This is a genomic window from Sinorhizobium sp. GQ132, assembly GCF_059758575.1.
In genome coordinates, this window is the sequence record NZ_JCAXDX010000020.1 from 20484 (window position 1) to 43810 (window position 23327).

The following is a 23327-nucleotide window of genomic DNA, read 5'->3' on the forward strand; positions in this document are numbered from 1 at the left end:
CTTCCGGGAAAAAACCTGTATGAGCGCGGCAACTGAAAAGCGGTACCTGCCTCGTCGCGCGTGCCCACGAACTTTCCGAGACAAAAAATGAGCATTCGCAACATCGCGATCATCGCGCACGTCGACCATGGGAAAACCACGCTCGTCGACGAACTCCTGAAGCAGTCGGGCTCCTTCCGCGAAAACCAGCGCGTCGCCGAGCGCATGATGGATTCCAACGAACTGGAAAAGGAACGCGGCATCACCATCCTCGCCAAGGCGACTTCGGTCGAGTGGAAGGGTACGCGCATCAATATCGTCGATACCCCCGGCCACGCCGACTTCGGCGGTGAAGTCGAGCGCATTCTGTCGATGGTGGACGGCGCCATCGTTCTGGTCGACGCCGCCGAAGGCCCGATGCCGCAGACGAAATTCGTCGTGGGCAAGGCCCTCAAGGTCGGTCTTCGGCCGATCGTGGCGATCAACAAGATCGATCGTCCCGATGCCCGTCACGAGGAAGTCATCAACGAGGTATTCGATCTCTTCGCGGCGCTGGACGCGACCGATGAGCAGCTCGATTTCCCGATTCTCTACGGTTCCGGCCGTAACGGCTGGATGAACGTCGCGCCGGAAGGACCACAGGATCAGGGCCTGGCACCGCTCCTCGATCTCGTTCTCGATCACGTTCCGGAGCCGAGCGTCGGCGAAGGTCCGTTCCGGATGATCGGCACCATTCTGGAAGCCAATCCCTTCCTCGGCCGCATCATCACCGGGCGCATTCATTCCGGTTCGATCAAGCCGAACCAGGCGGTCAAGGTCCTCGGGCAGGACGGCAAGGTGCTCGAATCCGGACGCATCTCCAAGATTCTTGCATTCCGCGGCATCGAGCGTCAGCCGATCGAGGAAGCCCATGCGGGCGACATCGTGGCGATCGCCGGCCTCTCCAAGGGTACCGTCGCCGACACGTTCTGTGATCCGGCCGTCAACGAGCCGCTGAAGGCGCAGCCGATCGATCCGCCGACCGTCACCATGTCCTTCCTCGTCAACGATTCTCCGCTTGCCGGCACCGAAGGCGACAAGGTCACTTCGCGCGTCATCCGCGACCGTCTGTTCAAGGAGGCCGAGGGCAACGTCGCGTTGAAGATCGAGGAATCGTCCGAGAAGGATTCGTTCTACGTGTCGGGCCGAGGCGAACTGCAGCTCGCGGTCCTGATCGAAACGATGCGCCGCGAGGGCTTCGAGCTCGCCGTCTCGCGTCCGCGAGTGGTCATGCACAAGGATGAGAACGGGCAGCTTCTGGAGCCGATCGAAGAGGTCGTCATCGACGTCGACGAGGAGCATTCGGGCGTCGTCGTCCAGAAAATGTCCGAACGCAAGGCCGAAATGGCCGAGCTTCGTCCGTCCGGCGGCAACCGCGTGCGGCTGGTGTTTTTCGCGCCGACCCGCGGTCTCATCGGCTATCAGTCCGAGCTTCTGACCGATACGCGCGGCACGGCGATCATGAACCGTCTGTTCCACGACTATCAGCCCTACAAGGGTGAGATCGGCGGCCGGGTGAACGGTGTTCTGCTCTCGAACGACGCCGGCGAATCCGTGGCCTATGCGATGTTCAACCTTGAAGATCGTGGCCCGATGATCATCGACGCAGGTGAAAAGGTCTATGCCGGCATGATCATCGGCATCCACACGCGCGACAACGATCTGGAAGTCAACGTCCTCAAGGGCAAGAAGCTCACCAACATGCGCGCGTCCGGCAAGGACGAGGCGGTAAAGCTGACGCCGCCGATCCGCATGACGCTCGACCGGGCGTTGTCATGGATCCAGGACGACGAACTGGTCGAGGTCACGCCGAAGTCGATCCGGCTCCGCAAGATGCATCTCGATCCGAACGAGCGCAAGCGCTTCGAGAAGTCGCGGACTGCCGGCGCGGCTTAAGGGCTGGACCCGAGGAGAGGGCGAGTCCGACCCTTCTGATTTCGTCGATCTTACGAACCCCGGAGCGATCCGGGGTTTTTGCTGTGTGTGCCTTTCGCGGGCGGCTTGCGGATAAAGTTAAAAAGGCGTTAACCTTGGGGCAGGTGCCGTTAAAGTTGCCTGTGGGTTAACGCCGCGCGACAGTCCGGCGGGATTCCTGTCCGCCGCGTCGTGTGTTTAGAGTCGCAAGTCATGAAGACTGTTTCGATCGAGGTTCGGCCTGGGGAGCCGCATGAGGCGGCGGCAATCGCCGACGTGCATCGCGTTTCCTGGTTGCAGGCCTATGGCGGCATCATCCCGCACCGCCCCCTTGTCCGAATGGTCCATCGCCGCGACGAGACCTGGTGGCGCAAGGCCACGCGCGGACCGGCGACCCTTCTCGTCGTCGACGTCGCCGGCACGATAGCCGGCTATGCGACGCTGGGCCTGAGCCGGGCTCGGGCGCTGCCGCAGGAAGGCGAAATCTACGAGATATATCTGAGGCCGGAATATCAGGGCATCGGCCTCGGGCGTGTCCTCTTCGGCGAAGCAAAGAGCCTTCTGAAATCGCTCGGCTGCGAAGGGCTGGTCGTCTGGTGCCTGGAAGACAGCGCGAACGCCTGTAATTTCTTCCATTCGGCAGGCGGTCGCGATATTGCCGAAGGGATGGAGGATTTCGGCGAGAAACACCTGAAGAAGGTCGGCTTCGTCTGGAGTTGAGGAGTGCCGCCAAGCGCTGTCATCGGTCCGGGCGTTTAGGATAGCCTCATTTCGGCAGGAAGTGCATGGGTTCTCCCGCCTTCTCGCCGCGGTTTCCGTGATAGGATGCCTGGTCCGTGCCGCAGCGGAAGCTTGCGGCTTCTTCGTCGGCTATCCTGCGGGCCAGCGTGTTCGCATCGGCATTGGCGAGCGCGTCGACATAGCCGACGACGCAGCCGTCGCCGTCCTCCTTCTGCGCGACCTTCGAAATCACCAGAACCTGTCCCTGGAACGCCTTCGTGCTCCTGTCCGTCTGCGGATCCGGGTTCTCGATGATCCAGCGCAGGATGGCGGCGACCGGCTTCCTGCTGTCGTCGAGGCGCCATTCGACGGTGGTTTCGGCATGGTTGAAGGGACCGAAACTCTCGAAGCCGTTCTCCAGATAGCTTTGCCTGACATGGCCGAAGAAGAAGCTCTGGCGGATATCGCTCTCGATGAAATGGACGGGATAGTCACCTATCCCGGGACAAAGGCTCTGCGACGAGGCGCCTTCCCACTCGCGCAGGAGCCGGCACTTGTCGCGGCTGGCGTCTGTGTAGACGCTGTCATTGGCAAGTGCAGGCGCAGAGATCAGGGCGGCGGAAAGAAAACAGCGAAGTTTCGGGCGCATTGTCTCTCCTGCGAAGATAAATATCAGCCCCGCCCCTTTTTAGCCGCGTGGCGTGCCTAGAGCAAATCCGCCCGCCCGGAACCAAAGTCATGTTGCATCGCGGCATGTTTCCCTTTATCCGACGGGACGACTTTTCAAACGACCCCTGGAGGTGCTCATGCGGATCGACGCGATTTCCATCGGAAAGAATCCACCGGAAGATGTCAATGTAATCGTGGAAGTCCCGGTCGGCGGGCATCCGATCAAATACGAAATGGACAAGGAGGCCGGCACGCTGGTGGTCGATCGCTTCCTCTACACGCCGATGACCTATCCGGGCAATTACGGCTTCGTGCCGCACACGCTTTCCGACGACGGCGATCCGATCGACGTGCTGATCTGCAATACCCGTCCGCTGGTTCCGGGCTGCGTCATCAATGTCCGCCCCATCGGCGTGATGATGATGGAAGACAATTCCGGTCAGGACGAAAAGATCATAGCGGTTCCCTCCGCCCATCTGACCAAGCGCTACGACAAGGTGCACGATTACACCGACCTGCCGGAAATCACCCTCAAGCAGATCGAGCATTTCTTCGAGCACTACAAGGATCTGGAACCCGGCAAGTGGGTGAAGATCTTCGGCTGGAAGGATGCCAGCATGGCCAAGCAGCTGATCCGGGAAGCGGTCGAGCGCGCCAAGACGAAGAAATAATCGTTTCGCTGTTTCTCCGAAACTGAAAACCTCCGGGTCGACCTCGACCCGGAGGTTTTTTGCGCTTGGATCAGGACGATCTTAGGTCGGGTCGCCGTAAACTCTCGAATAGGTCGACGCGCGCGACGGGGGCGAAACCGCACAAACTTTTCCTCATCCCTGCTCTGGGGCGTGTTGAGATCCGGGCCCGTCGCCGCCGCCTGTTTGATCTCCTCATTCCTGTGCTTGTCACAGGAATCCAGCCAGACCAAGTCCTTGGGCTGAAAGAGCTCTTCCCGCGCCGCAGACGCGGCGCTGCTGGATCCCTGTGACGAGCACAGGGATGAGGGGAGGAGAGATTGCAGTCCTCCGATACCTTCCTGAGGCCTGTTGAAATTCGGGCCACCCGCCGCCGCTTGTTTGATCTCCTCATTCCTGTGCTTGTCACAGGAATCCAGCCAGACCAAGTCCTTGGGCTGAAAGAACTCCTTCCGCGCCGCAGACGCGGCGCTGATGGAACCCTGTGACGAGCACAAGATGAGGACGGAGGAGAGGTTCCAGTCCTCCGATACCTCCTGAGGCCTGTTGAGATTCGGGCCAGCCGCCGCCGCTTGTTTGATCTCCTCATTCCTGTGCTTGTCACAGAAATCCAGCCAGACCAAGTCCTTGGGCTGAAAGAACGCTTCCCGCGCTGCGGACGCTGCGCTGCTCTCATCCCTGTGTCGAGCACAGGGATAAGGAAAAAGGAGAGATTGCAGTTTCCGATACGTTTCCTAGAGCGCCGCGCGTCTTAGGAGACGCGCAGGTCGCTGCAGCACTTTGAGCTGCTGCATGTTTTTGTCCTTTGAATGGCTACGATCAAAGGAAACGTTCAGTGGCGCACGAAGGAATTCAAGCGCATCGCCATGCGTGCCGACATCGCCTTAGCGCAGCAGCGCAGGAGCGATGGTGGTGTTCAGGAAGAGCTGGATGAAATAGAGGATCACCAGCACGACGAGCGGCGAAAGGTCGACGCCGCCCATGTCGGGCAGCACGCGCCGGATCGGCCGGTAGAGCGGTTCGGTCAACTGATAGAGCGAGCGGCCGATCATGTTGATCGCCTGATTGTTCACGTTGATCACGTTGAACGCATAGAGCCAGGAGAAGATGGCCGAGGCGATGATCAGAAACCACGCAATGTTGATGATGAAATTCAAGGTGCCGATGACAGCAAGCATGCCAGTCTCCAATTCGTTGTTGACAGACATGTAGACATTAGGAACTAAACGAGCAAGTACGCCGGCCCGTCTCGCGCGATGATGTTAATGGCACGGAGCGCGCCTTTCTTCCCTTCCCTGCAGTGCTCAGCGGTCTTCCGATGCGCAAGGATCGCTGCAGGATTCAATTTCCGCACGCTCCCGCTGGTCGATCGGCGACGATATCAGGAGCCTGCAGCAGGAGCATTCCAGCATGTCGGCCGTCCATGCCGCGCACCGCTTCGCCGCCTTCAGGCATGTCGGCTACCGGCGTTATTTCTTCTCCCGCCTGCTCGCCTATTTCGCCGTCCAGATCATGTCCGTGGCCGTCGGCTGGCAGATCTACGATCTGACGCGGGATCCTTTCTCGCTCGGTCTCATCGGCCTTTTCCAGTTCCTGCCCTCCCTCGCCCTCATTCTCGTGACGGGCAGCGTGGCGGATCGCTACAATCGCCGGGCGATCATGGGCATCTGCATGCTGGTCAGCACGCTCTGCGGCGCAGCACTTCTCCTTTTGACGGTGACGGGGCTGTTTTCACCCTGGCCGGTTTACGCGATCCTTGTCGTCTTCGGCATAGAGCGGGCCTTTCTGGGCCCCGCTTCCCAGTCTCTGGCGCCCAATCTGGTGCCTGCGGAAGACCTGCCCAATGCAATCGCCTGGAACTCGACCTCCTGGCAGACGGCGATGATCGTCGGCCCGGTGGCTGGTGGGCTCCTCTACGGATTCGGCCCGACCGTGCCCTATGCGGTCAGCCTCGGCTTCTTCGCTGCCGGCGCCCTGATGGTCTTCGCCGTGCCGAAGCCCGCGAGGCGCTCCCCGCCGTCGGCCGCAAGCTGGCAGACGATTACCGCGGGTTTCCGCTACATCAAGGCCGAGAAGATCGTGCTGGGGGCGATCTCGCTCGATCTCTTCGCCGTGCTGCTCGGCGGCGCCGTCGCGCTCATGCCGGTCTTCGCGCGGGACGTCCTGACGCTCGGGCCGTGGGGCCTCGGCCTCCTGCGGGCCGCACCCGGTGTCGGTGCGGTCGGCATGGCGGTGTGGCTGGCCGCCCACCCGATCCGCAATCGGGCCGGTCTCTATATGTTCGTCGGCGTCGCCCTTTTCGGCCTCGCGACGGTCGTTTTCGGCCTTTCGGCGACGCCCTGGATATCGATCGCCGCGCTCGTCGTCATGGGCGCTTCCGACATGATCTCGGTCTATGTGCGCGAGATCCTGATCACGCTCTGGACCCCGGATGAGCTGCGCGGCCGCGTGAACGCCGTCAACATGGTGTTCGTCGGTGCTTCCAACGAGCTCGGCGAGTTCCGCGCCGGCATGATGGCGTCCGGCTTCGGCGCGGTCTTCGCGGTCGTCTTCGGCGGCGCAGGCACGCTTTTCGTGTCGCTGCTGTGGGCACTCGGCTTTCCGCAATTGCGCCGGATCGACACGCTGGATGTGCCGGAGGCGCAGCGGAGGGGGTGATCGGGAGGGGTCAGGAAGCGGGCAATTGCCGCTGCACGCCGCGATCGCGCCCTCTTGCAGCCCCGCCCTCCATAAAAATCAGCTCCAGAAAATTCTCCATCCATGTCCGCAAGGGATGGTCGTGCAGCATGCGGCCCTCCAGATGCGCTTTGCCCAGCTGGGCACCGGGGAGCTCGAAGCGATGGGCGCCGTGCACCACCCAGCGATGCATCATCGCCCGCGTCAGCTCGCCGTGGAACTGGATGCCCCAGGCATTTTCGCCGTAGCGGAAGGCCTGGTTGGGGTAGGTATCGCCGGTTGCCAGCAATTCGGCGCCCTTCGGCAGGTCGAAGCCTTCGCGGTGGAAGTGATAGACCATCGCCGGCCAGTCCATCAGGGCCTTGCCGGCCTGCGTGGCTCTCAGGGGATACCAGCCGATCTCGGTGATGCCTTCGTGATGGGCTGCGACCTTGCCGCCGAGATTTCGGGCCAGCATCTGCGCCCCGAGGCAGATTCCGAGATAGGGCTTGTTTTCCAGAAGCGGCACGGACAGCCAGTCGATTTCGCGCCGTACGAACTCCTCCTCGTCATTGGCGCTCATCGGTCCGCCGAAGATGATCGTCCCCGAATGCGCTTCCAGCGTGGGCGGCAGCTCGTCGCCGAGCGCGGGACGGCGGATGTCGAGCGTAAAGCCCTTCCGCTCGAGAATGTGGCCGACACGGCCGGCGCTCGAGCGCTCCTGGTGAAGCACGATGAGGATGGGTCTCTTGGGGTCTCTTTGGGTGTCTGGGACCTCTGGCGGCATCGTCAGCTTTCCTGTTGCGCCTCGTTTTCCTCCACCATGTCGATCTTGGCGGCTGCTTCCTGGCGTTTCAAGACCCGGTCACGCCCGGAAACGCCGAGGAGGTCGGCAATCCGCCAGATCACGTGATCTTCCATCTCGCTGCGCGCACCGTCCGCGTAAACGATTTCCCACAGCATGCCGACGAGCTCGATGCGTTGCTCCTCGGGCAGGTGCCGCTTTATATCCGACGTGAACTGGTAGAAATCGATCGCTTCGCTCTCGGCGCTCTCGCCGGCCGCGACCAGGGCGTTGAGAGCGGCATCGTCAAGCTTGTAATGCTCCTTGATGAGCTTGCGCATCTTGCGGCGCTCGGAGCTGCGGACCGCGCCGTCCGCTTCCATGACCTGGAAGCAGAGGCCGATCACCGCCACGCGGGGGTCCCCCAGTTCAATCCGCGCCGAGCCAGTCATTCCTTCCAGAAATGCGCGAAAACGTTCAAACATGCACTATCGCCTGCAGCCTGTGGATATGTCGGGGTTCAGAAAAGACGGAAGTTGGCGGTGGTCCGTTCCGCCGCCGCCGGTTCGCGCACGCCCGGATCGTCCGGGGGGCGTCCGAAAAAGGGATCCGGCGCCTCCTCCGCATCCTTGTCCTTTGCAGGCGATGCGGCCGGTTCCTTCCGGTCGGGAACGGTGATCGCCTTCTCCGGCTCGACCCGTTCTTTCTCGTCCCGCTCTCCCTCGGCTCGTTCTCTCTCGGTTTGCTCGCGCTCCGCTGGCGGGGCAGCCCCGACCGTCCGTTCAGAAGCCGGTTCCTCGGCGGGGCGGAGCACCGTCGCGACTGGCGGGAGGCTGCGAATTGCCTGGTCGGGGTTCAGATGCCCGTCCTCCGTTGCCGCCGCGATCTGCGACGGCGGAGCCTTCCACTCGAAAGCGTCGAGTCTGCCGCTGACCGGCGAGACCGGCAGCCAGACGGGCGAGGTGACGCCGTCGGCGGTCCAGGCCGGATCACGCGGGCTCTTCAGCGCCTGCGCCATCCAGTGCCGGATACGGCCCTCGTCGCCGGTGTCGGCCTCCTCGATATCCGCGAGCAGCAGAAAAATGCTCTCCCTCGGCTCGAGCCGGGCGGCGGCCTCTGCCTTTGACCGGGCAAGAGCGAGCTCGCGCGCATCGAGCGCCGCCTCGGCGACGGTCGCCAGTGCGACGGCATTGTTGCTGCGGAGCGATTCGAGCTTCTTCGCCCGCTTCAGACGGTCGAGGGTGGAATCGCCGCCGCGCGCCCGCACATAGAGGCGCGCAATGTCCGGATGCGGATCCGATTTCCACATCCTCTCGAGGATCGAAGCACCCTTGCGCAGATTGTCCTCGCGAAAGAGCGCCTTGGCGGCAACGAGGGCCGCCGGCACGAGGCGGTCGTCGAGCTTCAGCGCCGCCTGCGCGTCGTCCCGCGCGGATTTCGGGTCTGCATCCAATCTTTCCATTGCCCGCGCCGTCAGAAGAACGGCCTTTTTCCGGTCCGCTTCCTTCCTTTCGAGCACATGGGCGGCGCGGCTCTGGTCGAGCAGACGGATCGCCTCGTCCCACTGGCGCGCCTGGCTGCGATGGTCGAGCGTTGCCAGGGTCGCCCACGGCAAGTGCGGCGCCTTCTCGGAGGCACGCTCGGCGTATTGGCGCGCGGCCTCGTTGGCGCCGAGGCGCTTGGCTTCCAGATAGAGCCCGCGCAGGCCGAGTTCGCGCGTCTCCGGGTCGTCCGCCATCGCCTCGAATTTCTTGCGTGCGTCGTCGTATTTGCCTTCGATCAGCGCGGTCTGCGCTTCGAGCAGATGGATGAGCGGCTCCTGATCCGAGCTGATGAGGTTCCGCGTGCGTGCGGCCATCTTGCGGGCGAGATTGGCGTCGCCGGCGCCGGCCGCGATCAGGCCGGTCGACAATGCCTGATAGCCGCGGTCGCGCTTGCGGGCGCGGAAGTAACGCGTGACGGTGTGCGGCGACAACCAGATCGTGCGAAGCAGCCAGATGACGATCAGAACGGCAGCGAAGAGCGAGATCAGGATCGAGGCGGCGCGCATCAGGCTCATCTCGATCAGTTGGCCCTGCCAGATCAGCGACAATTCCCCCGGACGATCCGCGAGCCAGGCAAAGCCGAGAGCCAGGCAAAGGACGAGGAGTACGAAGAACAGTATCCGGATCATATGGTCTTCTTTCTCCTGCTAACCTTGCTTGTCCGTGCGCGTCATGGTGCCGGCCACGGCGGCATCGATCACCGTTTCGACGCCAAGCCGCCGGTCGAGCTTCTCCTTGAATCCCTGGCCAGCGGATTTCGCGGCTTCGGGAAGGCTGTCCCATTCGAGCGATGCGCCCTTGAGATCGCCGTTGTCGAGCTTGTCTTCGATGCGGGCGATCACCGCTTCCGGCGTGTCGCCTTCGACGCTGCCGACCGGCCGCACGCGAATGCCCGACATGGCGCTGGAGACGAGGCGATCGAAAATGCCCTGATCGGGATCGGGCCGATGCAGCGCGTCCAGCATCGCGTCCGCCGCCGGCCGGAAACTTTCCCTCAATTCCGTCCGTGTGGGGACCCCCGTCGCGGCGACATCGGCCAGCTCTTTGACGACCGGATCCTCGGGGGCGATGCTGCGCAATGCGTCGAGTTCGGCGAGGAACGGCCCGCCGCGATCGATCGCCGTCTTCAGCGCGGTGACGGCAACGGCTTTCGCCATCTCGATATCGTTCGCAGGCTCGTTGAGCTTCTGCTCCGCCTGGCCGATACGGCCGGCAAGTTCCGCCCTGGCGGCGTCCGCCGCCTGGCGAGCCTCGGCAAGCTCGGTCTTCAGGGCGGCCATTTCATTCGTCAGATTGGCGACCTCCGCTTCGAGCGCCTTGATTTCGGGAGCGTCCGCCGCAGCTGCGCCCGGCTCCCGGGCCGCCTGTTCCAGAGCGGCGAGGCGGTCTTCCAAAGGGGCGACGTCCACCGCCGCCGCCGGGGCCTGCGCCTGAAGCTCCGCCTTGATCGCTTCGATCTCGCTGGCAAGGTTCTGCTCGGTACCCGGCTGCTCCGGTCCGGGCGCCGGAACGTAGCCGGCATATTGCAGCACGCCGGCACCGGCGAGCGCTATGAGACCGCCGAGGATGCCGGCTGCAAGCGCACCTGCGCCTGTGGCCTGTCTCCTCTTTGCCTCGGGCAGTTCGCCGTTGGTCGCGTGCGGAAGCTCCGCGTCGAAGGCGGCCGCAGCCGCGTCGGCGCGTGCCTCCTCCGTCTCTGTTTCCTCTTGCGGATCGCCCGCCGGCAAAGGAGGTTCGCCGATGCCGGCTTCGTTGCTTTCGACTTCGCCGGTCCTCACTTCGCCGGCTTCAGCCGCCTCGCTCGTCGAAATATCCGCCGGCTTGCCCGGTGCCGCATCCGGCCCGGCCGCTGCCTCGCCCGCTGCAGGTTCGGTCTTCTCCGCCTCGAGATCGATCGTCAGCGGTTCTTTCCCGGGTTTCGAGCGGCGCGGCGGCTTTTCCGATGCCATGGTCACCTCTTTTACCGTTTCATTGCCTGTCGGTCGGGCCTGAGCGGATCTGCAGCAGGAACGCTCCGCACCTTCCTCCGTTCTAAACGCAAACCTAGTCAGCGAGGATGACGAGGGAAAGCCCCAGACCATGCTTTTTGACGGAAATGGCCCAGATGACCCGAGCAATGTGCATAAGGCAGGCGGAAAACCGGCGCCGACTTTGCTGATTTGGCCTCAAAGAAGCTGAAAGAGATTTTCCTCGTCGGGCGCTGCCGCGACCCTGCAGACAAGACCGTCCGGCAGGGTCTCTCTTATCGGCCAGCTCAGGCAGAGAAAGCGCGAGGCGAGGTCCGCGGGTTCAAGCCCGCTCTCCCGCAATGCTGCATCCAGGCGCCGCGCGCTCTCGCGGGAATAGAGCATTACCGCATCGAAGGGGCCCGCGCGGAGGAGCCCGGGCAGCGTCTCCGCAGGATAGTGGACCGGCGCCATCCGGTAGCATTCGGCGGTCCTGTGCTCGATTCGCCGTTGGTGCAATGCCCGTTCGAAACCCTCGGTCCGCGGTGAACCCGCGAGATAGACCAGCATTTCGCCGGGGGGGAGAAGGGCAGCGACCGTCTCGGCGAGCCCCTCGCCGGTTCCCGGTCCGATGCGGATGTCGGTAAATCCGAGATCGCCCGCGGCGCGCGCCGTCGCTTCGCCGACTGCAAAGAGCGGTGTTGCAAGGTGTGGCTCAAGCGCCGGACCGAGCGCACCGAGGACGCGGACCGCCTCCCCACTGGTGACGGCGATCGCCTGGTGGGGCTCGCTCAATGCTGCCCGAACCGCGCCGGCGAGATGCTGCGCCTGCATAAGCGGCAGGATGACCGCTTCATGACCCATGGCGCTGAGCCTTGCCGCCGTCCTTTCAGCGGCCGGGCGTGGCCGGGTCACGAGCACGCGCATCGGATCAGCTCCAGGTCGAGAAGAAACCCGGCCCCGCCTTGGCGCGGATCCGCTCGCCGGCCTCCTGCCCAAGCCTTTCCGCGTCTGCCGCTCTGCCGTCGATTTCGATCTGGTGGAAGGTGGTGCCGTCGGGCGTCAGGATCATGCCGGCAAAACGGATATGTGTCCCGTCCGATTGCGCGTAGCCGGCGATCGGCGTACGGCAGGAGCCGTCGAGTGTCGCCAGGAAGCCGCGCTCGCAGGAGACCGCCTCGTGTGTGCGGGGGTCGTCGATTGCCGCAAGCAGCGTGTTGATACGGTCGTCGCCGATGCGGGCCTCGACGCAGATCGCGCCCTGAGCCGGCGCCGGCGGAAATTCTTCCGGGTCAAGCAGCTCCGTCGGCACATGCTCCATGCCGAGACGCTTCAGGCCGGCGAAGGCCAGAAGCGTGCCGTCGACCTGACCTTCGGCAAGCTTGCGCAGGCGTGTCTCGACCTGTCCGCGATAGGTGATCACGTCGATATCGGGCCGAAGCCGCCGGATCAGCGCCTGACGGCGCAGCGAAGACGAGCCGACGGTGGCGCCTTGCGGGAGATCGGCGAGCCTTTCGGCCGAGCGGCCGACAAAGGCGTCACGGATGTCCTCGCGCGGCAGGAAAGCCGAAAGGAACAGCCCGTCCGGCAGCTTCGTCGGCATGTCCTTGGACGAATGTACGGCGAAGTCGAGGTCTCCCGACAGAAGCTGCTCCTCGAGCTCTTCGGTGAACAGGCCCTTGCCGCCGATCTCCGCAAGCGACCTGTCGGTGATCCGGTCGCCCTTCGTGGAAAGAATGACGATCTCGAACATTTCCGGTGGCAGACCATGGGCGGCGGCGAGCCGGTCGCGCGTTTCATGCGTCTGGGCCATCGCCAGCGGGCTGCCGCGCGTGCCGATGCGGAAAGGTTTCGTTTGCATCCTTCGCCATCCGTTGTTACTGCATGCTTCCTTGGATCGGAACCGGTTCAGGACAAAACCATGCAGCAGTTCAAAGCGTTACAGCGTCCCTTGTGCGTCTGAAGGCGCACGGCGCTGTTTGAGTTTCGTGTAACCACCTTTCACTGCGACCGCAATCTTTGAGTATAGCACGTGACGTCCCCGCCTTTGCGCATCCTCGGCATTGAGACAAGCTGCGACGAAACCGCCGCTTCGGTCGTGCTGCGTGACGAAGAGGGCCACGGCCGGATTCTCGGCGACGTGGTGCTGAGCCAGCTGGAAGAGCACAGCGCCTATGGCGGCGTCGTTCCCGAGATCGCGGCGCGCGCCCATGTCGAGGCGCTCGACACGCTGATCGAGGAAGCGCTCCTGCGCGCCGGCGTGACGCTCCGGGACATCGACGCGGTCGCTGCGACAAGCGGTCCCGGCCTGATCGGCGGGCTCATCGTCGGGCTGATGACCGGCAAGGCGATCGCGCGGGCGACCGGCAAGCCGCTCTATGCGGTCAATCACCTCGAAGGTCACGCGCTGACGGCGCGGCTGACCGACGGCCTTTCATTTCCCTATCTGATGCTGCTCGTCTCGGGCGGCCATACACAGCTGATCCTCGTCAAGGGCGTCGGCGAATACGAACGCTGGGGCACGACGATCGACGATGCGCTCGGCGAGGCCTTCGACAAGACCGCAAAGCTGCTCGGTCTTCCCTATCCGGGCGGGCCGGCCGTCGAGCGGGCGGCGCAGGCCGGCAATGCGGAGCGCTTCGATTTTCCCCGGCCGCTCGTCGGTGACGCCAGGCTCGACTTTTCTTTTTCGGGCCTCAAGACCGCCGTCCGCCAGGCCGCACAGTCGCTGGAGCCGGTGACGGATCAGGATATCGCCGACGTCTGTGCCTCTTTCCAGCGCGCCATTTCCCGCACGCTCAGGGATCGGGTCGGACGCGGCTTGAAACGGTTCAGGGCGGACTTCGCTTCCGTCGACCAACCGGCTCTCGTCGTGGCCGGCGGGGTTGCCGCGAACCAGACATTGCGCCGGACACTGCAGTTGCTTTGCGACGAGCACGGCTTCCGCTTCATCGCGCCGCCGCTCTCGCTTTGCACCGACAACGCCGCGATGATCGCCTGGGCCGGTGCGGAGCGCCTCGCGGCGGGCCTGCCGGCGGACGGGCTCGATGCGGCTCCGCGTTCGCGCTGGCCGCTCGATTCCGAAGCCAAGGCATTGATCGGCTCCGGCAGACGCGGCGCCAAGGCATGATGGACGGAAGATGAGCGGCAAATCGAAGAGCGCGCAAAAAATCGTGGTCGTCGGGGCGGGCGCCTTCGGAACGGCGCTTTCGGCCGTCGCGGCAGCGAAGGACAAGGCGAATGTCACTCTGCTTGCCCGGCGGGAAGAAGCGGCCGCGCAATGTCGCCGTACCGGGCGGAATGACGCGGTTCTCCCGGGAATTCCGCTTCCCCCGCGCCTTGTCTATTCTTCGCAGGCGACCGCGCTCGAAGACGCCGACATCGTGCTTTTTGCGATGCCTTCGCAAGCGCATCGGGACGCGGCGCGGTGCTACGGTGCCGCGATCGGCGCCAGGGCGATCGTCGTCACCTGCGCCAAGGGCATGGAGCAATCGACCGGCCGACTCCTCACCGACGTTCTCGAAGAGGAGTTGCCGGGCCGTCGCGTCGGGGTGCTTTCCGGCCCGGGCTTTGCCGCCGATATCGCTCGCGGCCTGCCGACCGCCATGGTGATCGCCGCCCCCGATACCGCGATCGCGACGGAGCTTGCGGAGGCGCTTTCCGGGCGGACGTTCCGGCTTTATCCCTCGGCGGACCGCACCGGCGTTCAGCTTGGCGGGGCGCTCAAGAACGTGCTGGCGATCGCCTGCGGCATCGTCGAAGGCGCCGGCCTCGGCGACTCGGCCCGCGCTGCGCTGATCTCGCGCGGGCTTGCGGAAATGTCGCGCTTCATCGTCGCGAGGGGCGGCGAGGCGGACACTGTGCGCGGCCTTTCGGGATTGGGTGACCTCGTGCTGACTGCGACGAGCCACCAGTCGCGCAACCTGCGCTTCGGCATAGCCCTCGGTAAAGACGGCCGGGCTGCCGCCGGCAGCGAATTGGTGGAGGGCGCTTTTGCCGCATCCGTCGCCGCCCGCGTGGCGGGCGGACTCGGCATCGAGATGCCGGTCACGGAGGCCGTCGCAGCCATCGTCGACGGAAAGCTGGATGTCCGCTCGGCTCTCGAACAACTGATGTCCAGACCGATCACCCACGAATGATGTCTTCAGGAGGATCCATGCTCTTCGCACTGCTCTGCACCGACAAGCCCGGCGCGCTGCAACTCAGGGTCGACACCCGACCTGACCATGTCGCCTATCTCAACGACCTCAATGCCCGGGGCATCCTGAAGATCGCAGGGCCTTTCCTCGGCGCCGACGGCAAGCCGACGGGGAGCCTCGTGATCGTCAAGGCCGACACGCTCGAAGAGGCCAGGGCGCTTGCCGAGGCCGATCCCTACGCGAAGGCGGGTCTCTTCGCCAATGTCGAGATCAAGGCCTACAACTGGGTCTTCAACAATCCGGAGGCTTGAGGGGCGATGGCGTTCTGGCTCTACAAATCCGAACCGGCGAAATGGTCCTGGCAGATGCAGAAGGATGCCGGCGAGAAGGGCACCGAATGGACCGGCGTGCGCAACTACCTGGCGCGCAACAACATGCGGGCGATGAAGATCGGCGACAAGGGTTTCTTCTATCACTCCAACGAGGGGCTCGAGATCGTCGGCATCACCGAGGTCTGCGCGCTGTCGCATCCGGACTCGACGGCAGAGGGCGACGCCCGTTGGGACTGCGTCGACATCCGCGCCGTCAGGGACATGCCACGGCCGGTTTCACTCAAGGAAATCAAGGAAAACCCGAAGCTCGCCAAGATGTCGCTCGTCACGTCGATGCGTCTTTCGGTGCAGCCGGTGACGGATGACGAGTGGATCGAGGTCTGCCGCATGGGCGGGCTGGACAATCCGCCCCGATAGCGACCCGAATGTCGTGAAGACCGATCCCGAAAGCTTCATCCGCGCCAACACCGACATTCTCGCGCCGCCGCACGTGCCGGAAATCCGCCTGCATCTTGCGGGCGAGGCGCATGAATTGTGGCTGAAGACCGAGGAGGAGCTGGAACGGATCGGTCTGCCGCCGCCCTTCTGGGCCTTCGCCTGGGCGGGAGGGCAGGGGCTTGCCCGCTATGTCCTCGATCATCCCGAGACGGTGCGCGGCCGCCGCGTCATCGATTTCGCCTCCGGTTCCGGCCTCGTCGCCATTGCGGCGAAGTTGGCCGGCGCCGATGAGGTCACCGCCGCCGACATCGACCCATGGTCCGAAACGGCCGCGCGGCTGAATGCCGGGCTCAACGGCGTATCGCTCGCCTTCACCGGAGACGATATCGTCGGCTCGGAACGGGCGGCCGACGTCTACCTCGCCGGAGACGTCTTCTACGACAAGAGCTTCGCCGATCTTCTTCTGCCCTGGTTCGACGCGCTCGAACGTGCCGGTGCCGTCGTTCTCGTCGGCGATCCGGGCCGGGCCTATTGTCCACGCGGGCGGATGACTGACCTTGCGACCTACGAGGTGCCGGTGACGCGGGCGCTCGAAGACAGCGAGGTGAAGCGCACGACGGTCTGGCGGTTCGGTCCGGCTGTCGGCGCCGGCGACGATTGAGAGGAACGTCCGCCCTCTACGGCCGGACGACGCAGACGCCGTGCTCCCAGGAGCAAGCGCTGGCGTTTACCTGCGGCGAGACGATGATGATCTTCGCGCGTTTCGACGATGGGTTGGCTGCTGCGGTCTCGCCGGCAAGATAGGCGTAGCCGCCGTCCCGGCTGAAATAGATGCCGTTTCCTTCATCGCGGAACGCCGAAAGGCCGCCGGCATAGGTGCCGATGTCCGGAATGGGTGTCGGGAAGTCGTAACTCCCATAGCTGCCGTAACCGCCGGACGCGTATCCGCCCCCATTGATGACGATCACAGGACCACGATCCCGTCCGCGGGGAGCGTAACGATGCCGGGAATATCCCGGCCAGGGATATCTCGGCCGGACGTGCCGGGTGCGGGTCTGAACATCGGGCAGGCCCATGGAACCGGCAGATGCGAAACCGCCGACGGTCGTTACTGACCGGTGGCGCGCCTTGCGCCAGGTGTGATGGGGCGTGCGATGCTTGATCCGGACATGGCGGGTTCGGGTCTCCACATTGCCGAAACCGTCGCTTTCGGCGGCCCGTGCCGGCAAACCGGCGGGCATCGCAAGTGCGAAGGCCACGACTAGAGCTTTGGCCGCGCGGACCATTTGCGAGGGGTTCATGTCTCGCTGCCTCCGGATCATCGTTAACAAACCGTTAAAGTGCATCCTGCGGCAACCGACGGGAAATGTCACGGATTCGGCTGGGTTTTTTCGTGCATATCGTTAAAAGGCCGGATGTCTCTCCGAGGCGGGAAAATGCCGTTTTCCGTCAAATCGATTAAATTGATTTTGCACTGCAAACACACTTGTCGTGAAGCCCTATGGTGATTAAAGGTCCGGGTGACTGAATTGCGCACAATCGGGTGCGATACCGGACGAAAAGAGTCCAGTTTTGGACGCATATCCGGTCATCCCGCGAGGTTCCGATGACGAATGTCACAAGAAGCCGGCCGCTCTCGCCGCATCTTCAAATCTACAAGCCGATCCCCACCATGATCATGTCGATCATGCACCGCATCACCGGCGGCGCGCTCTATTTCGGCACCGTCCTGGTGGCCTGGTGGCTGATCGCCGCTGCTTCGGGCGCTGCCTACTACGACTGGGTGAACTGGCTGTTCGGCACGTTCATCGGCAAGGTCGTCCTCTTCGGCTATACCTGGGCCCTTGTGCACCATCTGCTGGGCGGCATCCGCCACCTCGGCTGGGATCTCGGCTACGGCTATGAGAAGCACTTCGCGACGAGAATGGCGAAGGCCATGATCGTCGCATCGGCGACGCTGACGCTCGTCATCTGGGTCGTCGGCTACCTCGCTCGTTAAGGGAATTCGACATGAATATGCGTACACCTCTCGGCAAGGTCCGGGGTCTCGGTTCGGCAAAGGAAGGCACGGATCACTTCTGGCGGCAGCGCCTCACGGCCGTCGCCAGCATTCCTCTCACGATCTTCTTCGTCGTCTTTCTCGCCCATTATGCGGGCGCACCGCATGCGGAACTGATCGCGGCCCTTTCGAACCCCTTCGTGGCGGTTGCCATGGGTCTGATGGTCGTCGCCGGCCTCGTCCACATGAAGATCGGCATGCAGGTCATCATCGAGGACTACGTCCATGCGGAGGGCGCCAAGATTGCGCTTCTCATGCTCAACACATTCTTCACGATCGCGGTCGGCGGGCTCTGTCTTTTCGCCGTCCTGAAGATCGCTTTTGCAGGGTAATTTCGTCATGGCATCGATCAGTTCACCCGCTGCAAACGGCAAGGCATATCAATATGTCGACCATTCCTTCGACGTCGTCGTCGTCGGCGCCGGCGGGGCGGGCCTGCGCGCGACGCTCGGCATGGCCGAGCAGGGCCTGAGGACGGCCTGCATAACCAAGGTCTTCCCGACGCGTTCGCATACGGTCGCGGCACAGGGCGGCATCGCCGCTTCGCTGCAGAACATGACGCCCGACTGCTGGCAGTGGCATCTTTATGACACCGTCAAGGGCTCCGACTGGCTCGGCGATGTCGACGCCATGCAGTATCTCGCAATGGAAGCGCCGAAGGCGGTCTACGAACTCGAGCACTATGGCGTTCCGTTCTCGCGCAACGAAGAAGGCAAGATCTATCAGCGCCCCTTCGGCGGCCACATGCAGAACTACGGCGAAGGGCCGCCGGTGCAGCGCACCTGCGCCGCCGCCGACCGTACCGGCCACGCGATCCTGCATACGCTTTATGGCCAATCGCTCCGGAACAATGCCGAATTCTTCATCGAATATTTTGCCATCGACCTGATCATGTCGGCTGACGGGCGCTGCACCGGCGTGGTCGCCTGGAACCTCGACGACGGCACGATCCACCGGTTCGCCGCCAAGATGGTGGTGCTGGCGACCGGCGGCTACGGCCGCGCCTATTTCTCCGCGACCTCGGCGCATACCTGCACCGGCGACGGCGGCGGCATGATTGCGCGCGCCGGTCTGCCGCTGCAGGATATGGAATTCGTGCAGTTCCATCCGACCGGCATTTACGGCGCAGGCTGCCTCATCACCGAAGGTGCCCGCGGCGAGGGCGGCTATCTGGTCAATTCCGAGGGCGAGCGCTTCATGGAGCGCTACGCGCCTTCTGCCAAGGACCTTGCCTCGCGCGACGTCGTTTCCCGCTGCATGACGATGGAAATCCGCGAGGGCCGAGGCGTCGGCAAGAACAAGGACCATATCTTCCTGCACCTCGACCATCTCGATCCCGCAGTGCTGCATGAGCGCCTGCCGGGCATTTCGGAATCGGCGAAGATCTTCGCCGGCGTCGACGTCACGCGCGAGCCGATCCCGGTGCTGCCGACCGTTCACTACAATATGGGCGGCGTGCCGACCAATTACTGGGGCGAAGTGCTGAATGCGGACGGCCAGAACCCGGAGCGAATCGCGCCCGGACTGATGGCCGTCGGCGAAGCCGGCTGCGCCTCGGTGCACGGCGCCAACCGGCTCGGCTCGAACTCGCTGATCGACCTTGTCGTCTTCGGCCGTGCGGCGGCGATCCGCGCCGGCCAGATCATCGACCGCAACGAGGCGGTGCCGGACGTCGACACGGCCTCCTGCGACCGCATCATGGAGCGGTTCGACCGGCTGCGGCACGCCAACGGCACCACGCCCACGGCAGTGCTGCGTGACAAGATGCAGCGCGCCATGCAGGAAGACGCGGCCGTGTTCCGTACGCAGGAGTCGCTCGAATCCGGCTGCCGTCGCCTGTCGGCGATCTGGAAGGAACTGCCGGATGTCAGGGTCACCGACCGCTCGATGATCTGGAACTCGGATCTCGTCGAGACGCTGGAGCTCGAAAACCTGATGGCCAACGCCATCACCACGGTCTACGGCGCCGAGGCGCGCAAGGAAAGCCGCGGCGCGCATGCGCGCGAGGACTACAAGGACGGCCCGCTCGCCGGTCGCGACGACGTCAACTGGCGCAAGCACACGCTTGCCTGGGTCAACGAAGCGGGCGACGTCCGGCTCGATTTTCGTCCGGTGCACACCGAGCTGATCGCCGAAGGCATCGATCCCTACAAGATCGAGCCGAAGGCGCGCGTCTACTGATCTCGAGGACTAAGGCACATGGTTGAACTCGCTCTCCCCAAGAACTCGCAGATCACCGAAGGCAAGGTGTGGCCGAAACCGGTCGGTGCGGCGAACCTGCGCGAATACCGGGTCTATCGCTGGAATCCGGACGACGGCAAAAACCCGCGGATCGATACCTATTACATCGATATCGACGATTGCGGCCCGATGGTTCTGGACGGTCTGCTCTACATCAAGAACAACATCGATCCGACGCTGACGCTGCGCCGCTCCTGCCGCGAAGGCATCTGCGGCTCCTGTGCGATGAATATCGACGGCACCAATACGCTGGCCTGCACCAAGGGCATGGATGAGGTGAAGGGCGCCGTGAAGGTGTATCCGCTGCCGCACATGCCCGTCGTCAAGGACCTCGTGCCCGACCTCACCAATTTCTATGCGCAGCACCGTTCGATCGAGCCCTGGCTGAAAACGGTTTCGCCGACGCCGGCCAAGGAATGGCGGCAGAGCCACGAAGATCGCCTGAAGCTCGACGGCCTCTATGAGTGCATTCTCTGCGCCTGCTGCTCGACCTCCTGTCCGAGCTATTGGTGGAACGGTGACCGCTATCTCGGCCCCGCCGTCCTCCTGCAGGCCTATCGCTGGCTGATCGACTCCAGAGACGAGGCCACCGGCGAGCGTCTCGACAATCTCGAAGATCCGTTCCGGCTCTATCGCTGCCACACGATCATGAACTGCGCCCAGGCCTGTCCGAAGGGGTTGAACCCCGCCAAGGCGATCGGCGAGATCAAGAAGATGCTGGTCGAGCGGCGGTTCTGACCCTTCCGTCCTGCAGGTGTTTCTCAGCATCATTTCAACGGCGGGCCTCGGCTCGCCGTTTTGCTTTCACGTCCGTCACATCGACGTGTTGCTAAGTGATTTGAAACGCGCCGCGAGGCAGTTAGGTAATAGCCGAGGATGGAGGGTCGCCGATGCTTCGCCTGCTGCTCGGTTTTCTCGTCACTTGTTTCCTGGTGCTGCCGGCGCGGGCGGCAGAACCGCAATATGCTATCTTCGCCGGCGGCTGCTTCTGGTGCGTCGAGAGCGACTTCGACGCCGTGCCCGGCGTTCTCGAAACGATCTCCGGCTATGCCGGCGGCAAGAGCGCGAACCCGACCTATGAAGATTATTCGAGGGGTGGACACCGCGAGGTGGTGCGCGTGAAGTTCGACCCGGACCGGGTCTCCTATGCGGAGCTCGTCGGCGTCCTGTTCCGTACGACGGACCCGACGGATGACGGTGGCCAGTTCTGCGACCGGGGCTTCGCCTATACGACCGCGATCTATGCGCTGAACGAGCGGCAGGCGATGGACGCGAAGGCGGAAAAGATCAAGGCCGAGGCGGAGCTCGGCCGGCCGATCGTCACGCCCGTCGAAGGCGCAGCGAAATTCTGGCCGGCGGAAGACTACCATCAGGACTTCGGCAAGCGGAACCCGATCCGCTACTGGTACTATCGCAACGGCTGCGGCAGAAACCGAACTGTCGAGAAGCTCTGGGGCGATCGCGCCTATGCAGGCGTCGATCATTGATCGATTGCCCCTCATCCGCCCGTCGGCATCCTGCATAAGAAGTGTTGGATAGGATTGGGTATGCAATTGGCCGGTTTGCTTTCGCGCCCGGCCTCTCTTCAAGCCCATTTGCGGGCGTAGCCCGCGTCAATGCGTTTCTCGAAGCGCGCTCCTTCGCTGTCCGGAAGGCATCCTTTCTACTTTCGGATGACAACGCGCAGACGGCGTTGTGCCGCCGCTTGCTTGATCAGGGTGGCCACCTTGCGAACGAAAGCCGGGCTGAAGGTGCCGATCGGCGTTGTCGATGCGAGATCATAGGCTTCGTCGAGACGGAGCAGATTGTACTCGTCCAGGATCAGCCAGGACGGGAAACGGAGCCCGCCACGGCGGCATTCGATTTCGCTGACGGCAATGTGGACGATCGACGGATCCGGACTCCGTGAGGTGATCGGGAACAAAAACAGCTTCACCGGCTCCGTCGGTGTCTTCACCAAAAGGCAAGCCGGCCGCTCCTTGCGGCCCGATTCCTCACCGTCGCCGGCTTGCCTCGCCCAAAGATAGTAGCAGCGAAGGACGTCACCCGCCTTGAACATCGTCGTGGTCATCGCTGGCAATGATCGCATCGAGGCCGGTCATGAGTTCATCATGAATATCGTCCGGCGCATTCTCGAGCGTGTAGGCGGCCGCGTGAGGTCGGCCAACCAGTTTCTGATACTGAGCAGCGGACAGGATGACGAGCTTTTCCTTTCCGCGCTTGGTAAGCGCTACGGGCTCGATCAACGCTGCCTCGAGGATCTCGCCGGACGCGCGATTCATTTCGCTGAAAGTGAATTGCTTCATCTGCGTCGCTCCGTTCCCAATATACGTAAAATACGTAAATTATGCGGCTACGTCCAGCGCTGAGTTACCCCGTGGCCAGACTTGGGTGAGCGCGTCAAACTGCGGCTCGATGTCCTCCGCCACTGCAGGCTTCTCCGGGCTGCATCGTAGACCTCGAGGGAGCGCCATCGACGAGCGCGGCGGACCCGGTCGATCCGCCGTATCCCCCGTCAGCGCGCAGCCCAATTCGCGCCGCGGCGGAAGATCGTGCGCATCTCGGGCACCTCGAATTCCTTGGCCACATGCCCGAGCGAGGAGTAGAAGACCCGGCCCTTCCCATGCTTGCGCTTCCAGACCACCGGCATCGTCACGCCTTCGATCCAGGAGGCATGCTCGCCGGAGAAGGTGGTCGTTGCCAGCACCTCGTTGGACGGATCGACATGCATGTAATATTGCTCCGAGGTATAGGGAAAATCGGAGATACCCTCCATCAGCGGATCGTCGGGGCGCGTAATGTTCACGCGATAGTCGATGATGTTGCCCGGGTGGGCCACCCACTGGCCGCCGATGATGAACTGGTATTCGACGCTCTCGCGGAAGGCATCGCCCGCGCCGCCGTGATAGCCGGCGATACCGACGCCGCCTTCGACGGCCGCGGCAAGATTCTTTACCTCTTCCTTCTCGATCTTCGACATCGTCATGATCGGAACGATCAGCGACAGGTCGTGGATCGACGGATCGGCGAAGGCTTCGGTCGTGTGTTCCAGATAGACCTTGAACCCGTCCTCCTGCAGCATGTCGCGGATGATATGGGCGCATTCCTGCGGCTCGTGCCCGCTCCAGCCGCCCCAGACGATCAGTGCCTCGCGCATTCTCATTCCTCCTCAAATTAGA

At 63.5% G+C, this 23327-nt stretch carries 26 protein-coding genes; 14 read left to right on the forward strand and 12 right to left on the reverse strand.

Annotated features, from left to right (window positions below):
* Window positions 1-87 precede the first annotated feature (87 nt).
* Both typA and AC6CIG_RS28070 read left to right on the forward strand, forming a co-directional pair.
* Window positions 88-1914 carry a translational GTPase TypA gene (gene typA, locus AC6CIG_RS28065; RefSeq protein ID WP_127710597.1) on the forward strand — a complete coding sequence of 609 codons (1827 nt, stop codon included), beginning with the start codon at window positions 88-90 and terminating at the stop codon, window positions 1912-1914.
* 231 nt (window positions 1915-2145) lie between these two features.
* Window positions 2146-2652, forward strand: coding sequence for a GNAT family N-acetyltransferase (locus AC6CIG_RS28070; RefSeq protein ID WP_437412437.1), 507 nt, complete (start codon window positions 2146-2148; stop codon window positions 2650-2652).
* A gap of 46 nt (window positions 2653-2698) precedes the next feature.
* On the opposite strand, the gene AC6CIG_RS28075 is transcribed toward AC6CIG_RS28070, so the two are convergent.
* Entirely contained in the window at window positions 2699-3301 is a 603-nt protein-coding gene (locus AC6CIG_RS28075; RefSeq protein WP_127710601.1) for a hypothetical protein, read from the reverse strand.
* 157 nt (window positions 3302-3458) lie between these two features.
* Between AC6CIG_RS28075 and ppa the strand changes: the two genes are divergently transcribed.
* The gene (ppa, locus tag AC6CIG_RS28080) at window positions 3459-3992 is read left to right on the forward strand and encodes an inorganic diphosphatase (RefSeq protein WP_003531185.1); all 534 of its coding nucleotides are present in this window, start codon (window positions 3459-3461) and stop codon (window positions 3990-3992) included.
* A gap of 902 nt (window positions 3993-4894) precedes the next feature.
* Here the strand turns inward: ppa and AC6CIG_RS28085 are convergent.
* Complete coding sequence (locus tag AC6CIG_RS28085) at window positions 4895-5188, reverse strand: YggT family protein (RefSeq protein ID WP_003531184.1); 294 nt, start codon at window positions 5186-5188, stop codon at window positions 4895-4897.
* A 232-nt stretch (window positions 5189-5420) separates the two neighbouring features.
* Between AC6CIG_RS28085 and AC6CIG_RS28090 the strand changes: the two genes are divergently transcribed.
* Window positions 5421-6668: an MFS transporter gene (locus tag AC6CIG_RS28090; RefSeq protein ID WP_018097319.1), complete on the forward strand. Its 1248-nt coding sequence runs from the start codon at window positions 5421-5423 to the stop codon at window positions 6666-6668.
* Window positions 6669-6678: 10 nt separating this feature from the next.
* Here AC6CIG_RS28090 and AC6CIG_RS28095 read toward each other — a convergent pair whose 3' ends face one another.
* From AC6CIG_RS28095 to hemC, 6 genes are all read right to left on the reverse strand, one after another.
* On the reverse strand, window positions 6679-7452 hold the full coding sequence (locus AC6CIG_RS28095) for a glutamine amidotransferase (protein WP_127710605.1): 774 nt from the start codon (window positions 7450-7452) through the stop codon (window positions 6679-6681).
* 2 nt (window positions 7453-7454) lie between these two features.
* A complete protein-coding gene (locus AC6CIG_RS28100) occupies window positions 7455-7934 on the reverse strand; it encodes a tellurite resistance TerB family protein (RefSeq protein ID WP_127710607.1) in 480 nt (159 codons plus the stop codon).
* 35 nt (window positions 7935-7969) lie between these two features.
* Window positions 7970-9622, reverse strand: coding sequence for a heme biosynthesis protein HemY (locus AC6CIG_RS28105; protein WP_127710609.1), 1653 nt, complete (start codon window positions 9620-9622; stop codon window positions 7970-7972).
* Window positions 9623-9640: 18 nt separating this feature from the next.
* Window positions 9641-10942 (reverse strand): COG4223 family protein, encoded by a 1302-nt coding sequence (locus tag AC6CIG_RS28110; RefSeq protein ID WP_127710611.1) that lies wholly within the window; start codon window positions 10940-10942, stop codon window positions 9641-9643.
* Between the two features lie 216 nt (window positions 10943-11158).
* Window positions 11159-11866 carry a uroporphyrinogen-III synthase gene (locus AC6CIG_RS28115; RefSeq protein ID WP_100672775.1) on the reverse strand — a complete coding sequence of 236 codons (708 nt, stop codon included), beginning with the start codon at window positions 11864-11866 and terminating at the stop codon, window positions 11159-11161.
* Between the two features lie 4 nt (window positions 11867-11870).
* Window positions 11871-12800, reverse strand: coding sequence for a hydroxymethylbilane synthase (gene hemC / locus AC6CIG_RS28120; RefSeq protein ID WP_127710613.1), 930 nt, complete (start codon window positions 12798-12800; stop codon window positions 11871-11873).
* Between the two features lie 171 nt (window positions 12801-12971).
* On the opposite strand from hemC, the gene tsaD reads away from it, so the two are divergent.
* From tsaD to AC6CIG_RS28145, 5 genes are read left to right on the forward strand one after another with little or no spacing between them, the layout of a single operon-like run.
* The gene (gene tsaD / locus AC6CIG_RS28125; RefSeq protein WP_164866959.1) at window positions 12972-14069 is read left to right on the forward strand and encodes a tRNA (adenosine(37)-N6)-threonylcarbamoyltransferase complex transferase subunit TsaD; all 1098 of its coding nucleotides are present in this window, start codon (window positions 12972-12974) and stop codon (window positions 14067-14069) included.
* 10 nt (window positions 14070-14079) lie between these two features.
* On the forward strand, window positions 14080-15078 hold the full coding sequence (locus tag AC6CIG_RS28130) for an NAD(P)H-dependent glycerol-3-phosphate dehydrogenase (RefSeq protein ID WP_127710615.1): 999 nt from the start codon (window positions 14080-14082) through the stop codon (window positions 15076-15078).
* A 17-nt stretch (window positions 15079-15095) separates the two neighbouring features.
* Entirely contained in the window at window positions 15096-15389 is a 294-nt protein-coding gene (locus tag AC6CIG_RS28135; protein WP_100672779.1) for a YciI-like protein, read from the forward strand.
* Between the two features lie 6 nt (window positions 15390-15395).
* Complete coding sequence (locus AC6CIG_RS28140) at window positions 15396-15827, forward strand: EVE domain-containing protein (RefSeq protein WP_100672780.1); 432 nt, start codon at window positions 15396-15398, stop codon at window positions 15825-15827.
* Between the two features lie 13 nt (window positions 15828-15840).
* The gene (locus tag AC6CIG_RS28145) at window positions 15841-16509 is read left to right on the forward strand and encodes a class I SAM-dependent methyltransferase (protein ID WP_018097308.1); all 669 of its coding nucleotides are present in this window, start codon (window positions 15841-15843) and stop codon (window positions 16507-16509) included.
* A 16-nt stretch (window positions 16510-16525) separates the two neighbouring features.
* Here AC6CIG_RS28145 and AC6CIG_RS28150 read toward each other — a convergent pair whose 3' ends face one another.
* Window positions 16526-17149, reverse strand: coding sequence for a hypothetical protein (locus tag AC6CIG_RS28150; RefSeq protein ID WP_127710617.1), 624 nt, complete (start codon window positions 17147-17149; stop codon window positions 16526-16528).
* Window positions 17150-17454: 305 nt separating this feature from the next.
* Here AC6CIG_RS28150 and sdhC point away from each other — a divergent pair, with 305 nt between their 5' ends.
* The 5 genes from sdhC to msrA all read left to right on the forward strand — a co-directional run bounded on the left by sdhC (window position 17455) and on the right by msrA (window position 21635).
* Window positions 17455-17847, forward strand: coding sequence for a succinate dehydrogenase, cytochrome b556 subunit (sdhC, locus tag AC6CIG_RS28155; protein WP_018097306.1), 393 nt, complete (start codon window positions 17455-17457; stop codon window positions 17845-17847).
* 11 nt (window positions 17848-17858) lie between these two features.
* Window positions 17859-18239 (forward strand): succinate dehydrogenase, hydrophobic membrane anchor protein, encoded by a 381-nt coding sequence (gene sdhD / locus AC6CIG_RS28160; RefSeq protein ID WP_018097305.1) that lies wholly within the window; start codon window positions 17859-17861, stop codon window positions 18237-18239.
* A 7-nt stretch (window positions 18240-18246) separates the two neighbouring features.
* Window positions 18247-20088 (forward strand): succinate dehydrogenase flavoprotein subunit, encoded by a 1842-nt coding sequence (sdhA, locus tag AC6CIG_RS28165; RefSeq protein ID WP_026168837.1) that lies wholly within the window; start codon window positions 18247-18249, stop codon window positions 20086-20088.
* Window positions 20089-20106: 18 nt separating this feature from the next.
* A complete protein-coding gene (locus AC6CIG_RS28170) occupies window positions 20107-20886 on the forward strand; it encodes a succinate dehydrogenase iron-sulfur subunit (protein WP_003531162.1) in 780 nt (259 codons plus the stop codon).
* A gap of 152 nt (window positions 20887-21038) precedes the next feature.
* On the forward strand, window positions 21039-21635 hold the full coding sequence (gene msrA / locus AC6CIG_RS28175) for a peptide-methionine (S)-S-oxide reductase MsrA (protein ID WP_498324223.1): 597 nt from the start codon (window positions 21039-21041) through the stop codon (window positions 21633-21635).
* A gap of 176 nt (window positions 21636-21811) precedes the next feature.
* On the opposite strand, the gene AC6CIG_RS28180 is transcribed toward msrA, so the two are convergent.
* From AC6CIG_RS28180 to AC6CIG_RS28190, 3 genes are all read right to left on the reverse strand, one after another.
* Window positions 21812-22219, reverse strand: a complete 408-nt coding sequence (locus tag AC6CIG_RS28180) for a hypothetical protein (RefSeq protein ID WP_437412434.1) — start codon at window positions 22217-22219, stop codon at window positions 21812-21814.
* A complete protein-coding gene (locus tag AC6CIG_RS28185) occupies window positions 22191-22454 on the reverse strand; it encodes a type II toxin-antitoxin system prevent-host-death family antitoxin (protein ID WP_018097301.1) in 264 nt (87 codons plus the stop codon). Before AC6CIG_RS28185 ends, AC6CIG_RS28180 begins: the two co-directional genes overlap by 29 nt.
* 209 nt (window positions 22455-22663) lie before the next feature.
* Window positions 22664-23305 carry a ThuA domain-containing protein gene (locus AC6CIG_RS28190; RefSeq protein ID WP_018097300.1) on the reverse strand — a complete coding sequence of 214 codons (642 nt, stop codon included), beginning with the start codon at window positions 23303-23305 and terminating at the stop codon, window positions 22664-22666.
* Window positions 23306-23327: the final 22 nt, after the last annotated feature.